The organism is Streptomyces sp. NPDC052064, assembly GCF_055585925.1.
Genome location: NZ_JBVJJE010000007.1, coordinates 283,663 through 297,945 on the forward strand (window position 1 = coordinate 283,663; position 14,283 = coordinate 297,945).

Annotated in this window: 15 protein-coding genes; 1 reads left to right on the top strand and 14 read right to left on the bottom strand. The window is 69.7% G+C overall.

The features are described 5' to 3' along the window. Positions 1-26: 26 nt before the first annotated feature. From tatC to ACZ6TU_RS21035, 10 genes are all read right to left on the bottom strand, one after another. On the bottom strand, positions 27-986 hold the full coding sequence (gene tatC / locus ACZ6TU_RS20990; protein WP_467675603.1) for a twin-arginine translocase subunit TatC: 960 nt from the start codon (positions 984-986) through the stop codon (positions 27-29). A gap of 47 nt (positions 987-1,033) precedes the next feature. Further along, positions 1,034-1,318: a Sec-independent protein translocase subunit TatA gene (tatA, locus tag ACZ6TU_RS20995; RefSeq protein ID WP_059419437.1), complete on the bottom strand. Its 285-nt coding sequence runs from the start codon at positions 1,316-1,318 to the stop codon at positions 1,034-1,036. A 259-nt stretch (positions 1,319-1,577) separates the two neighbouring features. Beyond that, positions 1,578-1,772 (bottom strand): hypothetical protein, encoded by a 195-nt coding sequence (locus tag ACZ6TU_RS21000; protein ID WP_059419435.1) that lies wholly within the window; start codon positions 1,770-1,772, stop codon positions 1,578-1,580. A 45-nt stretch (positions 1,773-1,817) separates the two neighbouring features. Next, positions 1,818-2,111, bottom strand: coding sequence for a hypothetical protein (locus ACZ6TU_RS21005; protein WP_467675605.1), 294 nt, complete (start codon positions 2,109-2,111; stop codon positions 1,818-1,820). 163 nt (positions 2,112-2,274) lie between these two features. Next, positions 2,275-3,345 carry a helix-turn-helix transcriptional regulator gene (locus tag ACZ6TU_RS21010; protein WP_467675607.1) on the bottom strand — a complete coding sequence of 357 codons (1,071 nt, stop codon included), beginning with the start codon at positions 3,343-3,345 and terminating at the stop codon, positions 2,275-2,277. 18 nt (positions 3,346-3,363) lie between these two features. Beyond that, positions 3,364-4,341, bottom strand: a complete 978-nt coding sequence (locus ACZ6TU_RS21015) for a helix-turn-helix transcriptional regulator (RefSeq protein ID WP_467675609.1) — start codon at positions 4,339-4,341, stop codon at positions 3,364-3,366. Positions 4,342-4,470: 129 nt separating this feature from the next. Further along, positions 4,471-4,842: an FKBP-type peptidyl-prolyl cis-trans isomerase gene (locus ACZ6TU_RS21020; RefSeq protein WP_248507422.1), complete on the bottom strand. Its 372-nt coding sequence runs from the start codon at positions 4,840-4,842 to the stop codon at positions 4,471-4,473. A 61-nt stretch (positions 4,843-4,903) separates the two neighbouring features. Further along, positions 4,904-5,905, bottom strand: a complete 1,002-nt coding sequence (locus ACZ6TU_RS21025; protein ID WP_467675611.1) for an FKBP-type peptidyl-prolyl cis-trans isomerase — start codon at positions 5,903-5,905, stop codon at positions 4,904-4,906. Positions 5,906-6,034: 129 nt separating this feature from the next. Continuing rightward, positions 6,035-7,396, bottom strand: coding sequence for a Pup--protein ligase (gene pafA, locus ACZ6TU_RS21030; protein ID WP_467675613.1), 1,362 nt, complete (start codon positions 7,394-7,396; stop codon positions 6,035-6,037). Positions 7,397-7,405: 9 nt separating this feature from the next. Then, a complete protein-coding gene (locus tag ACZ6TU_RS21035) occupies positions 7,406-8,665 on the bottom strand; it encodes an MFS transporter (RefSeq protein WP_467675615.1) in 1,260 nt (419 codons plus the stop codon). Positions 8,666-8,753: 88 nt separating this feature from the next. Here ACZ6TU_RS21035 and ACZ6TU_RS21040 point away from each other — a divergent pair, with 88 nt between their 5' ends. After that, positions 8,754-9,770: a LacI family DNA-binding transcriptional regulator gene (locus ACZ6TU_RS21040; protein ID WP_467675617.1), complete on the top strand. Its 1,017-nt coding sequence runs from the start codon at positions 8,754-8,756 to the stop codon at positions 9,768-9,770. Between the two features lie 388 nt (positions 9,771-10,158). Here the strand turns inward: ACZ6TU_RS21040 and prcA are convergent, their stop codons facing one another. The 4 genes from prcA to dop form a co-directional block, all read right to left on the bottom strand. Next, positions 10,159-10,929, bottom strand: coding sequence for a proteasome subunit alpha (prcA, locus tag ACZ6TU_RS21045; RefSeq protein ID WP_467675619.1), 771 nt, complete (start codon positions 10,927-10,929; stop codon positions 10,159-10,161). A 69-nt stretch (positions 10,930-10,998) separates the two neighbouring features. After that, positions 10,999-11,844, bottom strand: a complete 846-nt coding sequence (gene prcB / locus ACZ6TU_RS21050) for a proteasome subunit beta (RefSeq protein ID WP_469550186.1) — start codon at positions 11,842-11,844, stop codon at positions 10,999-11,001. 332 nt (positions 11,845-12,176) lie between these two features. Continuing rightward, positions 12,177-12,395, bottom strand: a complete 219-nt coding sequence (locus ACZ6TU_RS21055; protein WP_010045349.1) for a ubiquitin-like protein Pup — start codon at positions 12,393-12,395, stop codon at positions 12,177-12,179. A 178-nt stretch (positions 12,396-12,573) separates the two neighbouring features. Beyond that, positions 12,574-14,085: a depupylase/deamidase Dop gene (dop, locus tag ACZ6TU_RS21060; RefSeq protein ID WP_467675623.1), complete on the bottom strand. Its 1,512-nt coding sequence runs from the start codon at positions 14,083-14,085 to the stop codon at positions 12,574-12,576. Positions 14,086-14,283: the final 198 nt, after the last annotated feature.

A 14,283-nucleotide genomic window follows, 5' to 3' on the forward strand; every position in this document is an offset into this window, starting at 1 on the left:
CGACCCTATGAGCTGCCTGCCGATCTTCAGGTCACGTCGTCATAACCGTTGACCCGGTCCGTCCGGTCCGCGCTCGCCTGCTCGGGCAGCGCGGCGCGGCTGGTGGTCACGGGCTCGATCGCGCCGATGTCCTCGGGGGTGAGATCCAGCTCGGAGGCCTCGTCGTCCGCCGGCTTCTCCGCCTCGCGACGGGCACGCCGCCTGTCGTTCGCGAGGGCGATCGCGCTCGCTGCGAAGTACATGACCCAGATGGGGCCCGCCAGGGCAAGCATGGAGATCGGGTCGGTGCTGGGAGTGGCGATCGCGGCGAACAGAGTGATGCCCATGATCATGCCGCGCCACCAGCCGGCCATCCTCTTGCCGGAGAGGACACCGCCGAAGTTCAGCATGACCAGCAGCAACGGCAGCTCGAAGGAGAGTCCGAAGACGATGATCATCCGCATGACCAGCTGCAGGAGATCATCCAGGGGAAGCTGGTTGTCGCTGCCGATGATCGAGAACTCGAGCATCACCGACGCCATCTTGGGCAGCGACCAGTAGGCGAAGAACCCGCCCATGAGGAACAGCGGGAATCCCGCGGCCACGAAGGCGAGTGAGTACTTCTTCTCGTGTCGGTGCAGGCCTGGCGCCACGAAGGCCCACAACTGGTACAGCCACACCGGAGCCGCAAGGGCCACACCCGAGGACAGCGAGACCGTGAGAGCGAGGGTGAACGGGCTCAGCAGACCGTTCTGGACGATCCGCGCACACTGGGTTTCCTCGGTGCCCTTCGCCAGTTCGGCGAAGCTGTACTGGCATCCCACCGCATCAAGGATGGGATCCGTGAAGAACTGGATGATGTCCTTGTAGAAGAAAGCGGCGACGATTGTCGTGACAACGATCGCCAGCAGGCTTTTCACGAGCCGGTTGCGGAGCTCGCGAAGGTGCTCCGCGAGGGGCATCCGCCCCTCGGGATCCGTCTCCTTCTTGCGGGCAGACTTCAGCAACCCACGTTCCCATCTCGTGCGGCGGGCCGGAGGTCACCGGCCCTGCGTCAGCGCTTGGTCGTGTCCGTCGGCTCGTTGACCGGGCGCGAGCTGGTCACGTCACCGGGGGCGGCCTGGATGGTGCGCTGCGAGGGCTGCTCGTCGTTGTTGGGCGGGCCGGCCGGGGTCGTGGACGACTTGTTCTCGTCCTTCATCGCCTTGGCCTCGCTCTTGAGGATGCGGGCGGACTTGCCGAGCGACCGAGCCATGTCCGGAAGCTTCTTCGCGCCGAACAGCAGGATGATGACGACGAGGATGAGAATGATCTCGGGGGCTCCGAGCCTTCCGAACATAAGTCTTTACCTTCTCACCGAGGCGGCTGTGGTGGGGTGCTGTCCGACCAGTCGGACATGTGTCCGAACGATCGTGTCGACAGCGATCGTAACGCTCAGGGGTAAACGTGAGGCAATCCCTCTGCATCCCCTGTGCGTACTCCCGTCCGCGGCCAGTGCCTCGTTAACCGGGCCGCGACCAGCAGCGTACCTGTCCGAACCGCCGAGGTGACAGGGCGAAGTGCCCCAAAGCCCGACTCACAGCCGCCCGCAGGACAGCTCACAGGGCGTCCACGGACCGGGCCGCGCTCTCCGCCGCCCGCTCCAGGTCCTCCGCTGCGCGGTTGATACGGCGCGCCGAATCCGTGACCTGGCTGCCCAGGCGCTGTGCCTCGACGAAGACCCGCACGGCGAGCACCCCGAGCACGGCGAGACCCACGAATCCCACGGCAATCGCGAACATCGGCCAGAACATGACGCCGAGCCTAGACCCTCCTGGAACGCCGCACGTCCAGACCCTCTACAGGGTCGAGTGCAGCCGAAGGGTCCGCACGCCGCCGCCGGTGAGCAGCTCCACGATCCGCTCCCCCGCGGGCTTGCGCACGGACGCACCGCACTCCGGGCAGGTGAAGGAGTAGAAGGTGGTGCGGCTCGTGGCGCCGATGGCGAGGCGCAGGGCACCCGCGGTGAGTTCGAAGCGCCCCCGGCAGTCCGGGCAGCCCGCCCGGAACACCACCGGGGTCACGCTCCTCATCCCGCCGAACGCGGACTCCACCGTCATGCCCATCGCACCGGACGTCACCGACTCGCTCACAGCCCTGGCTCCTCTTTCTCGGGTCGTTCGCCTTCGGGGCACCCGGGGGACGCCGGGGCGGGCCGGCTCGCCACCGACGTCGACCAGGTCCGCCCCCCGGCACCGCAGCGGTGGCGGGGGACGGCCCTGGCAACCGGCCGTCGGCGCCCCGGGCACCTGCGGCTCACACGCGCCTGCCGTCCGGCCCGTCCGCCACCGCGTGCGGCCCGCGGACCTCGGCCCCCTCCGCATCGTCGGCCGCCGCCACCGCCTCGATCCCGTCGTACGCCGCCAGCGCCTCGCGGGCGGCCTGCCGGGCGCTGTCCGCCAGCTCGGGCGGCGACACGATGCGGCCGTCGCGCCCCAGCCGCAGCGCCAGGCGCCGCAGCGACGCGGGCTCGGGGGTCCGCAGAGTGATACGCAGCCCGCCGTCCGGGAGCTCATCCGCAGTGTCATGCGGGTAGTACTCGGCGACCCAGCGGCCGCCGGGCCCGACCTCGACCACGACCTCCGGGTCCTCGGCCGCGGGCTGCACCAGCGCCTCCGACAGGTCCCGCAGCTCGATCTCCGGCGGTGCCGACGGCTCGTCCAGGATCTTGATCTCGGCGACCCGGTCGAGCCGGAAGGTGCGACGCGCCTCCGAGCGGCGGCACCAGGCCTCGACATACGTGTGCCCCACGCTGACCAGGCGGATCGGGTCGATCTCCCGCTCGGTGACCTCGTCGCGCGCGGGCGAGTAGTAGCGGATCCACAGGCGGCGGCGCTCGGCGATCGCCCGGTCGACGTCCGCGAAGACGCCACCCTCCGATTCGAAGGTCACCGACAGCCGCGAGCTGGCGCCCGCCGCCTCGCCGGCCGCGGCCTCCACCTTGGCCGTCGCACGCAGCAGCGCCTGCCGGTCGCTCTCACGCAGTCCGGGCAGCGTGGCCACGGCCCGGGCGGCGACGAGCAGGGCGGTGGCCTCGTCGGCGGCGAGCCTGAGCGGCTCGGCCGCCTCCGCCGCCAGGGCGGCCGGGTTGTGCCACCAGATGCGCTCGCCGTCGGTGTCGATGTCGAGCAGGTCGCCGCCGCGGAAGCTGGTGCCGCACATGGGCAGCACGTCGAGGTCGGAGACCAGCTCGTCCTCGGTGATGCCGAAGGCGCGCGCGACGTCCTCGACCCGGGCCCCGGGGCGCTCCCTCAGATACGTCACCAGGGAGAGCATCCGTCTGGTCTGGTCGATGGCGTTCACGGGCCTGACCGGTTTGCCTGCCACTGTCTCGTCCGCTCCCCCTCAGCCCTTGGCCACGGCCCGCAGCCGGTCCACCACGTCGGCCCGCAGCTCCGCGGGCTCAAGGACGACCACGTCCGGCCCGAACTCCACCAGCCAGGCGTCCAGCCCGTGGCCGTACGGAATCTCCAACTCGTCCCAGCCGTCACCGAGTTCCCGTACGGAGGTGGCCTTCGCCCGAAGGGGGTACCCCGCGTCCGAGCGCAGCCGGATCCGCGCCGACCGGTCGGTGATCTCCCCGGCCCAGCTCGCGACGGTCTCACGGACGGTGACGACGTCCGGCACGGGAGCGGTGTACCGGCCGCCGCGCGAGCGGACCTTGCCGGTGATCCGGGACAGCCGGAAGACCCGCTCGGCGCCCCGGTCGCGGTCCCAGCCCGCCAGGTACCAGTGGCCCCGCCAGCACTCCAGCGCCCACGGCTCCACGTGCCGCTGCTCGGGGTGTGCGGCGGTGGCCTTGCGGTAGTCGAACACGAGGGGCCTGCGGTCCCGGCAGGCGAGCATCAGCGGTTCGAACGCCGCCTCGTGCACGGGGATGCGCGGCTCAAGGGCGCCGTGCGACCCGTACGGATCGACGTCCTCGGGGAGCCCGGCCGCGCGCAGCTTCTGGAGGGCGCCGCTGGCCGCGCCGGCGAGCCGGGCCTGCTGCCACACCTTGGCGGCGAGCCCGAGCGCCGCGGCCTCCTCGGCGTCCAGGGTGATGGGCGGGAGACGGTTGCTGTCGCGGCGGGCCAGATAGCCGACCTCGCCGTCGAGGCTCTCGACGGTCTCGATGACCAGACCGAGTTCGCGCAGGTCGTCCTTGTCGCGCTCGAACATGCGGTTGAAGGAGTCGTCGTTGCCGCCCGAGCCGTTGCCCGGCCCGAAGGCCTCGACGTAGGCCTCGATGGAGTCGCGCAGCTCGCGCTTGCTGAGCGGCCGCCGCGTCCCGAGCAGACACAGCGCCAGGTTCATCAGACGCTCGGCCTTGGCAATGGCCATCGACGCGCTTCGCCTCCCTATGGTGCTTACGAGCGATGACCGTACCGCCACACGGTGGCCCGGCAAAAGCCGAGGGCCCATGCCCGAACAGGCATGGGCCCCACGTGATCGAGTCTGTTCGGATCCTGCTCAGACCCCGAGCAGGTCGACCACGAAGATCAGCGTCTCGCCGGGCTTGATCAGAGGGGTCGGGCTCTGGTTGCCGTAGGCGAGGTGGGCGGGGACGGTCAGCTGGCGGCGGCCGCCGACCTTCATGCCCTGCACGCCCTGGTCCCAGCCCTTGATGACCCGGCCGCCGCCCAGCGGGAAGCGGAAGGGGGTGCCGCGGTTCCAGCTGGCGTCGAACTCCTCGCCCGTGCTGAAGGCGACGCCGACGTAGTGCACGGTGACGGTCTGGCCCGCCTGCGCGACCGGGCCGTCGCCTTCCCAGATGTCCTTGATCTCGAGGTCCGCCGGGGGCTCGCCGCCCGGGAAGTCGATCTCGGGCTTGTCGATGCTCACGTCTCTAGCTCCTGCTTGTCTACGGAAAGGCGAACACGCACAGTCTTACATCCCACGCGCGTCACAGCTTCGCGAGGATGTCCACCGAAAAGACCAGCGTGGAGTCCTTCTTGATGCCGCTGCCCTGCGGCGGCTTGTCCCCGTATCCCAGCTCCGGCGGGATGACGATGAGGACCCGGCTGCCGACCTTCTTGCCGGTCAGGCCCTGCGCCCAGCCCTTGACGACCTGCTGGAGCGAGAACGACACCAGCTGCTTGTTGGCGTACGACGAGTCGAACTCCTTGCCGCCGTCCCACAGCACGCCCTTGTACTGCACGAGGACGCTGTTGTCGGCGGCGACCTCCTCGCCGTCGCCCTCCAGGACGTACTCCGCCACGAGCTTCTTCGGCGCGGCCGCCTTGGGCACCTCGATGGAGGGCGCCTTGCCGTCGGTGTTGGTGCCGACCTTGGGCAGGTCCGCGTTGCCCTGCGGGACCTCCTTGCCCTTGGCGGAGCTCTTGGCGTTGAACGTGTCCTGCACGTCGACGACGAAGACCAGGGTGTCGGTGCCCTTGATGCCCGCCTGCGGGTTGCCCTGCGAGCCGTAGCCCCAGGTGGGCGGGACGGCCATCTCGACGCGGCTGCCGGCCTTCTTGCCGGCCAGCGCGTACCGCCAGCCGTCGATGATCTGGCCCTGGGCGAGCTGGATGGCCAGGCGGGTCTTGCGGTCGTAGGAGTTGTCGAAGACCTTGGCGGTGTTCCAGACCTGGCCCAGGTAGTTCGCGACGACGAAGTCGTTCTCCGCGATGGTCTTGCCGCTGCCCGCGACCAGGGTCTTCACCGCGAGCTGCTTCGACGGGGCTCCACTGCCCTTGGCGATCGTCGGCTTCTCGTCGAACTTCGTGCCCGCGGTGACCGCCGGCAGCGGACCGTCGACGATCTTCGGCGGCGGGGCCGCGGACGGCGCCGACGCCGAGGGCGACGGGCTGTCGCTGGCCTTGCTCGAGTCGGACTTGTCGTCGCCGCATGCGGCGAGCGTGGCCAGTCCAGCGGGTACAGAGATGAGAAGTGAGCGTCGGCGCACTGTGGGGGCCTCGTAATCGATCGTCTCGTTGATGGCGTGCGCGCAACTCTACGGCGTGAGAAGGGCGCCGTACTTGTAACGTACGGCGCCCGTGTGGCGTTCCGGCGATTTCCCCGCCGGCGCATTTCCTCACATTCCGGCGATCAGCTTCTCCACCCGGTCGTCCACGGAACGGAACGGGTCCTTGCACAACACGGTGCGCTGGGCCTGGTCGTTGAGCTTGAGGTGCACCCAGTCGACCGTGAAGTCACGGCGCTGTTCCTGCGCGCGCCGGATGAAGTCGCCGCGCAGCCGGGCCCGAGTGGTCTGCGGCGGAACGGACTTGCCCTCGAAGATCTTCAAGTCGTTGCAGATGCGTGCTGCCTGACCCTTCTTCTCGAGCAGGTAGTACAGGCCACGACGGCGGTGGATGTCGTGGTAGGCGAGGTCTATCTGCGCGACGCGCGGATGCGACATGGTCATGTTGTGCTTGGCCCGGTACCGCTCGAGGAGCTTGTACTTCATGACCCAGTCGATCTCGGTGCCGATGCGGTCGAGGTCCTCGGTCTCGATCGCGTCCAGCGTGCGGCCCCACAGCTCCAGGACCTGCTCCACGGTGCCGGTGCGGATGCCGCGGCGGTCGCAGAAGTCCAGGGCCTTCTCGTAGTACTCGCGCTGCACCTCCAGGGCGGAGGCCTCGCGTCCGCTGGCCAGGCGGACCTTGCGGCGGCCGGTGATGTCGTGGCTGACCTCGCGGATCGCCCGGATCGGGTTCTCCAGGGTGAGGTCCCGCATCACCGTGCCCGCCTCGATCATGCGCAGCACCAGGTCGGTGGCGCCGACCTTGAGCAGCATGGTCGTCTCGGACATGTTGGAGTCGCCCACGATGACGTGCAGGCGGCGGTAGCGCTCGGCGTCCGCGTGCGGCTCGTCACGCGTGTTGATGATCGGCCGGGAGCGGGTCGTCGCCGAGGAGACGCCCTCCCAGATGTGCTCGGCCCGCTGGCTGACGCAGTACACGGCACCGCGCGGCGTCTGGAGCACCTTGCCCGCGCCGCACAGCAACTGCCGTGTGACCAGGAACGGAATCAGAATGTCCGCGAGCCGGGAGAACTCCCCGTGCCGGGCGACGAGATAGTTCTCGTGGCAGCCGTAGGAGTTGCCCGCCGAATCGGTGTTGTTCTTGAAGAGGTAGACGTCGCCCGCGATTCCCTCCTCGTGCAGGCGTCGTTCGGCGTCCACCAGGAGTCCCTCGAGAATGCGCTCGCCCGCTTTGTCGTGGGTGACCAGTTCGGTCACGTTGTCACATTCGGGTGTGGCGTATTCCGGATGTGAACCCACGTCGAGATAGAGGCGGGCGCCGTTTCGCAGAAAGACATTGCTACTGCGGCCCCATGACACGACACGGCGGAAGAGGTACCGCGCCACCTCGTCAGGAGACAGGCGGCGCTGTCCCCTGAACGTGCACGTGACGCCGTACTCGTTCTCCAGCCCGAAAATGCGGCGGTCCATGAGGGAACATTACGCCCGATCCCCTGAACTGAAACGGGGTTCGACGGCACGGTTTGGATCATTTTCCGAACCGGCGGCAACCACCGCTCCCCCACCGGGAGCTGCGAGTACCCGCCCCGTGGCGGTCAAAACCAGCAGGGACACGCCACCCGCCACACACGGCACGGCGAAGCCCCACAGGGCCCCGCCCGTCTCTACGACGGGCCCCGCGACGCCCGCTCCGACCGAGTGGCCCACGGTGAACGTCGTCACCAGCCAGGAGAACGCCTCGGTGACCGTGCCGCGCGGGGCGTGCCGGTCGACCAGGACGAACGCGCAGGCGATGGCGGGCGCGAGGAAGACGCCGGCGAGCGCCGTCAGCGCCACCATCGGCACCGCGTCCGGCATGAGCATCAGCGGCAGGTAACACACCACCAGAAGGGCCACCAGCACCCGCAGTCGCCGCGCGGGCTCACCGGCCCACTGCCGCGCCCCGTAGACGGAGCCGCCGACCAGCGCCCCGAACCCCAGGGCCGCCATCAGCCAGCCGTACACCACGTCACCGCCGTGGTCGTCCGCGTAGGGCACCGAGGCGACCGTGATGGAGCCGAGCGCCATCCCTATGAACAGGAACGCCGCCAGCAGCGCCAGCAGCCCCGACGAGCGCAGCGCCCCGAGCCAGTGCGCCTCACGCGGCGCCGACCGCCACGCGCGCGAGGGCGGCGACACCACCACGGACAGCGCCCCCAGCACCCCGACCACGTTCAGCACGAGCAGCGCGGCCTGGGCGGACCACAGGGACACGCACAGCGTCACGAGGAGCGGCCCGACGGTGAACATCACCTCCTGGGCCACGGCGTCCATGGCGTACGCGGTGTGTACGTGCTCCTCCTTGCGGAGGACGGACGACCACAGAGCCCGCAGCCCGCCCTCGAGGGGCGGCGTGAAGAGCCCGGCGGCCGCGACGGCGGCATACGCGAGGGGCAGCGACCCGATACCGGCAAACGCGAAAACAGCCATGGCGAGCCCGGAGAGAAGAGCCGCCGGCAACTGCACCCGCGGCTGCCCGCGCAGGTCCACGAGCCGGCCCAGCACCGGCTGCCCCACGGCGTTGGCGACGCCGTACACGCCCACCAGCGCCCCCGCGACGCTGTACGAACCGCCTTCGGCCCGTACGAACAGCAGGATGGCGATGGCCGCCGTGGCGTTGGGCAGCCGGCCGACGAGCGTGCCGACGAGCAGCCGGGCGGCGTGTCGCGCCCGGAGGATCTCCAGATATCCCGTGGCCATGTCCCCGCCCTAGGTTTTACGTATAACGTCGGCTTCCATACGTACCATGGCCGCTGTTCACGAGTCCAGACGAAGGAGCGGCCCGACGGTGGCACGAGGCAGCACCCGCCCCACGAGCCGGGACGTCGCCCAGGCCGCCGGCGTCTCCCAGGCGGCGGTCTCCCTGGTCCTCGGGGACAAGTGGCGCGGGCGCGTCTCGGAGGCGACGGCGGAGCGGGTCCGCGAGGCCGCGCGCGACCTGGGCTACCGCCCGAACCTGGCCGCCCGCAACCTGCGCCTGGGCCGCACCCGCACGGTCCTGCTCGTGGTCCCGGCCCTGACCACGGAGTTCTTCGCCGGTGTCTACACGGGCGCCACCCGCGTCGCCGCCGAGCACGGCTTCGGCGTGGTCCTCTACCCCTCCCCCGAGGGCATCGGCCCCGCCCGGGATCCCTTCGCCTCCGCCCAAGCCGCTCTGGACGGCGTCATCGCCTCGTCCATGGCCGCGGACGCGCTGACCGCGATCCGTGGGGAGGCTTTGCCGCTGGTGATGCTGGACAGCGACCCGGCGGGCAGCCTGGGGGCGGCGACGGTGAACCTGGACATCGCCGACGGTGTCCGCCAGGTCGCGGAGCACCTGCTGTCCCTCGGCCACCGGCGGTTCCTCCACCTCGCGGCGGACGTACCGTCCTGGACCTTCGAGGTACGCGCCCGGGAGCTGGCGGCTCGTCTGGCCGAGGTGCCCGGTACGTCCGTCCGCACGGCCCGCTCACCGATCTCCATCGAGGGCGCGGTGGCCGCGGCCGAACCCGCCCTCTCGGAGCCCGGCCCCCGCCCTACGGCCGTGATCTGCGACGACGACCAGCTGGCCGCCGGCACGTACAAGGCAGCTCGCCGCCTGGGCCTGCGCGTCCCGGACGACCTGTCGGTCACCGGCCTGGACGATCTGGCCCTGGCCACGGCGATCGACCCTGAGCTGACGACGGTCCGCCTGGACGCCGAGTTGTTCGGCGAACGGGGCATGCGGGCGCTGCTGGCCGTCCTGGAGGGCCGTGAGCCCGAGGGCGGGGACATTCCGGTGCGGCTGGTGGTGCGGGCCTCTACGGCACCACCGGTCTTGCCGTAGCCGCTCGGCGTTGGTGCCGGGGCGGGGTGGTGCCCGCAACTTGGCGGAACGGGATGGCCTGCGGCAGCACAGCAGGCCCCCAGGCACCTGCACCTGCACCTGCACCGCAGCCCACAGCGACGGCCTGCGACTGATGGGCGGGGGTGTCCGCCCGCAGCGGTTGGCGCGTCAGCGGACAGTCAGTCGGCGTCCGACCCCATCACGCCGTTCCGAGGACGGACACCCCCGACGCGGCCCCGACCCACAAGCCGGCCGCAGGCGCCACACGCACCCCCACCGCACCCGCACAGGCCGCCGCAGGCACCCCGCCCAACCGCCGGAGGCACGCGCAGGCATACGACCGCGCGCCCCGACCGCAGAAACGGCCAGGGCGCGCGACAGTGGACGACTACTCGCCGTCCCCGGACGCCTCAGCTTCAGCATCCGCGTCCGCCTCGGCCTCCGACGCCGTGGTCGCCCCGCCCGCCTCCAGCAGTCGGCCCAGCTGGCGCCCACTGATCCGCTTGAACTTGCGCTTCTGCGGCCGCGTACGGTCCAGCACCGCCACTTCCAGCCGCTCCGCGGGAATCTCCCGCTCGCTGCCGTTCGTGTCACGGGACAGCGCCTGCACCGCCAGCTTCAGCGCCTCGGCCAGCGTCATACCGTCCTGGTGACGCTGGTCCAGATAGCTGCTGATCTGCTCCGCGTTGCCCCCCACCGCGACCGAGCCGTGCTCGTCCACGATGGAACCGTCATGCGGCAACCGGTAGATCTGGTCGCCCTCGGGCGTCTCCCCGACCTCCGCGACGACCAGCTCCACCTCGTACGGTTTCTCCCCGACACTGGAGAAGATCGTGCCCAGCGTCTGCGCGTACACGTTCGCCAGGCCCCGGGCCGTCACATCGGCCCGGTCGTAGGTATAACCCCGCAGGTCGGCGTAGCGCACACCGCCGATCCGAAGGTTCTCGTACTCGTTGTACTTGCCGGCGGCCGCGAAGCCGATCCGGTCATAGATCTCGCTGAACTTGTGCAGCGCACGGGACGGGTTCTCCCCGACGAACACGATGCCGTCGGCGTACTGCAGCACGACCAGGCTGCGACCACGGGCGATGCCCTTGCGGGCGTACTCGGCCTTGTCGGCCATCGCCTGCTGGGGTGAGACATAGAACGGCGTCGACACCGGTTATCCGTCCCTCTCTTGAAGATTCCGTCGGTTCACTGGACCACCCTCATGAAGACAGCCCGCTGCTCACAGCAGTGCGGCCCGCGGGCCGTCGGGCTGCTCCAGACGCCGCTCCAGAACCGAGCGTGCGATCTCGGACGACTCGTTCTCGGAGAGCCGGCGGAAACCGTCCTCGGTGATCACGGTGACGATGGGATAGATCCGGCGGGCGACATCGGGACCGCCGGTCGCCGAGTCGTCGTCTGCCGCGTCGTAGAGCGCCTGGACCACGAGCGTCGTGGCCTCGGCCTCGTTCAGGTCGTCCCGGAAGAGCTTCTTCATCGCGCCGCGAGCAAAGATCGACCCGGAACCCGTGGCCGCATAACCCTGCTCCTCGGAGCGCCCGCCCGTCACGTCGTAGGAGAAGATCCGCCCCTTCTCCCGGTCCACGTCGTACCCGGCGAACAGCGGAACGACGGCCAGCCCCTGCATGGCCATCCCCAGGTTCGAGCGGATCATCGTCGACAGCCGGTTCGCCTTGCCCTCCAGGGACAGCTGCGCGCCCTCGACCTTCTCGAAGTGTTCCAGCTCCAGCTGGAACAGCTTCACCATCTCCACGGCCAGACCCGCCGTACCGGCGATGCCCACGGCCGAGTACTCGTCGGCCGGGAAGACCTTCTCGATGTCCCGCTGCGCGATGACGTTGCCCATGGTGGCCCGCCGGTCACCGGCGAGGACGACGCCGCCGGGGAACGTCACGGCCACGATCGTCGTGCCGTGCGGCGCCTCGATCGCCCCCTGCACCGGCGGCAACTTCTTGTTACCCGGCAGCAGTTCGGGCTGGTGATCGGACAGGAAGTCCATGAAGGAGGAAGACCCTGGCGTCAGGAAGGCAGCTGGTAGACGCCCGGTGCTACGAGTGTTGGCTTCCACGCGATTCCTTCCACGTATGCGACAGCCCGCCCTGTGACGTCGGGCCGATCCTTGGAACAACCCCGGTCCGGTTGCGACCGGGGGCACGGTATGCCTCGGACCCTACCCGTCCTTCGGCGGTGATCCACATGCCCGGCGGGACCAACTCCGCCGGAGCGACGCCGCACTTGCCCTCCGCGCTCATCAGGCGGGCGAACGGCTCCGGACGCCACCGGCGCCCGGAGCGCCGCACGCGAAGGCATCACGTCATGCACTGCCCGCGCGCAGCGCTCCGCGCCGCCCGTCCATCACCCATGCACCCCATACACCTTCGAATTGAAGGCAGAGATGCTCTACTGGCCACCCTTTTGAACGAAGGAGCGCACGAAGTCCTCGGCGTTCTCCTCGAGGACGTCGTCGATCTCGTCCAGAACCGAGTCCACGTCGTCGCTCAGCTTCTCGTGACGCTCCTTGACGTCCTCCGAAGCCTGCGCCTCTGCCGCCTGCTCCTCGACCTCCTCGGTGGACCGGGTGGCCTTCTGCTGTCCGCCGCCGGTGTCCTTGGTCGCCATATCCCTCACCCCGCTCGGTTCGCCCGACACAGTTGCTCGGTCAAGATCAGACCCTACTCGCCGGGTCTGACAATGGCCCCGCAGTTGCTCCAACGTACGGGGACCACCTCGATGATTCCCGGACCTGGGATTTTCCACCCTGTCCGGCGGGCCCCACCCGAGTACCCGCTGAACGCGCTCACCCGCCCGAAAGGACCCTGACCAGGTCTTCCGCGGTGCGGCAGCGATCCAGAAGCTCCTTGACGTGATTACGCGTTCCGCGAAGCGGTTCCAGGGTTGGAACCCGCTGGAGGGAGTCCCGGCCCGGCAGGTCGAAGATCACCGAGTCCCAGGAGGCCGCCGCCACGTCGTCCGCGTACTGCTCCAGGCAGCGGCCGCGGAAGTACGCGCGGGTGTCCTCCGGCGGCGCCGTACGGGCCCGCTCGACGTCCGTCTCGTCCAGCAGCCGCTTCATGCGCCCGCGGGCCACCAGACGGTTGTACAGACCCTTCTCGGGCCGTACGTCGGCGTACTGCAGGTCGACCAGGTGCAGCCGCGCCGCGTCCCAGTCGAGGTCGTCCCGGCGCCGGTAGCCCTCCATGAGCTCCCGCTTGGCGACCCAGTCCAGCTCGCCGGCGAGGCTCATCGGGTCGTGCTCCAGACGGGTGAGGGTGTCCTCCCAGCGGGACAGGACGTCCTTGGTCTGGTCGTCGGCGTCGGCCCCGAACCGCTCCTCCACGTACTTGCGCGCGAGCTCGTAGTACTCCATCTGAAGCTGGACCGCCGTGAGCGTACGGCCGCTGCGCAGCGTGATCAGGCGCTTCAGGGACGGGTCGTGCGAGACCTGGTGGAGGGTGCGGACCGGCTGGTCGACGGCCAGGTCGACGGCGATGAAACCGTCCTCGATCATCGACAGGACCAGGGAGGTCGTCCCCAGCTTGAGGTACGTCGAGATCTCCGACAGGTTCGCGTCGCCGATGATCACGTGCAGACGGCGGTACTTCTCGGCGTCCGCGTGCGGCTCGTCGCGGGTGTTGATGATCGGGCGCTTGAGCGTCGTCTCGAGACCGACCTCGACCTCGAAGTAGTCGGCTCGCTGGCTGAGCTGGAAGCCGTGCTCGTGCCCGTCCTGGCCGATGCCGACGCGCCCCGCTCCGGTGAAGACCTGGCGGGAGACGAAGAACGGCGTCAGGTGGCGCACGATGTCCGAGAAGGGGGTCTCCCGCTTCATCAGGTAGTTCTCGTGCGTGCCGTAGGACGCGCCCTTGTTGTCGGTGTTGTTCTTGTACAGGTGGATCGGCTGGGCACCGGGCAGCTGGGCGGCCCGTTCCGCGGCCTCCGCCATGATCCGCTCGCCGGCCTTGTCCCACAGGACGGCGTCCCGCGGGTTGGTGACCTCGGGGGCGCTGTACTCGGGGTGTGCGTGGTCGACGTAGAGCCGTGCGCCGTTGGTGAGGATCACGTTGGCCAGGCCGATGTCCTCGTCGGTGAGCTGACTGGAGTCGGCGGCCTCGCGGGCGAGGTCGAAGCCTCGCGCGTCCCGCAGCGGGTTCTCCTCCTCGAAGTCCCAGCGGGCCCGGCGGGCCCGGTGCATCGCCGCCGCGTAGGCGTTCACGATCTGGGACGAGGTGAGCATGGCATTGGCGTTGGGGTGGCCGGGGACGGAGATTCCGTACTCCGTCTCGATGCCCATTACTCGCCGTACGGTCATGCGGCCCTCCTTGCCCGGCGGCGCCCTCGGTCGTGGGCGCCACTCAGATACCGCTGGCGCTCGGTTGCGTGTGCGGTGCCCGTCCCCGCACTGCGCGACTTGGCGGTACGCAAGAGCCTAGAACGCCTTTGCGCTGGTGGGGAGATCATTTGCGTCATTGCGTTGCTCCAGCTGGCCTGAAAAACAGTCGGCTGCGGG

Excerpts from the sequence above, each read along its gene's own strand:
- tatA (WP_059419437.1), bottom strand. The coding sequence starts at position 1,318 with ATGTTCGGAAGGCTCGGAGCCCCCGAGATCATTCTCATCCTCGTCGTC.
- ACZ6TU_RS21000 (WP_059419435.1), bottom strand. The coding sequence starts at position 1,772 with ATGTTCTGGCCGATGTTCGCGATTGCCGTGGGATTCGTGGGTCTCGCC.
- ACZ6TU_RS21015 (WP_467675609.1), bottom strand. The coding sequence starts at position 4,341 with ATGGCCATTGCCAAGGCCGAGCGTCTGATGAACCTGGCGCTGTGTCTG.
- pafA (WP_467675613.1), bottom strand. The coding sequence starts at position 7,396 with ATGGACCGCCGCATTTTCGGGCTGGAGAACGAGTACGGCGTCACGTGC.
- ACZ6TU_RS21035 (WP_467675615.1), bottom strand. The coding sequence starts at position 8,665 with ATGGCCACGGGATATCTGGAGATCCTCCGGGCGCGACACGCCGCCCGG.
- ACZ6TU_RS21055 (WP_010045349.1), bottom strand. The coding sequence starts at position 12,395 with ATGGCGACCAAGGACACCGGCGGCGGACAGCAGAAGGCCACCCGGTCC.
- dop (WP_467675623.1), bottom strand. The coding sequence starts at position 14,085 with ATGACCGTACGGCGAGTAATGGGCATCGAGACGGAGTACGGAATCTCC.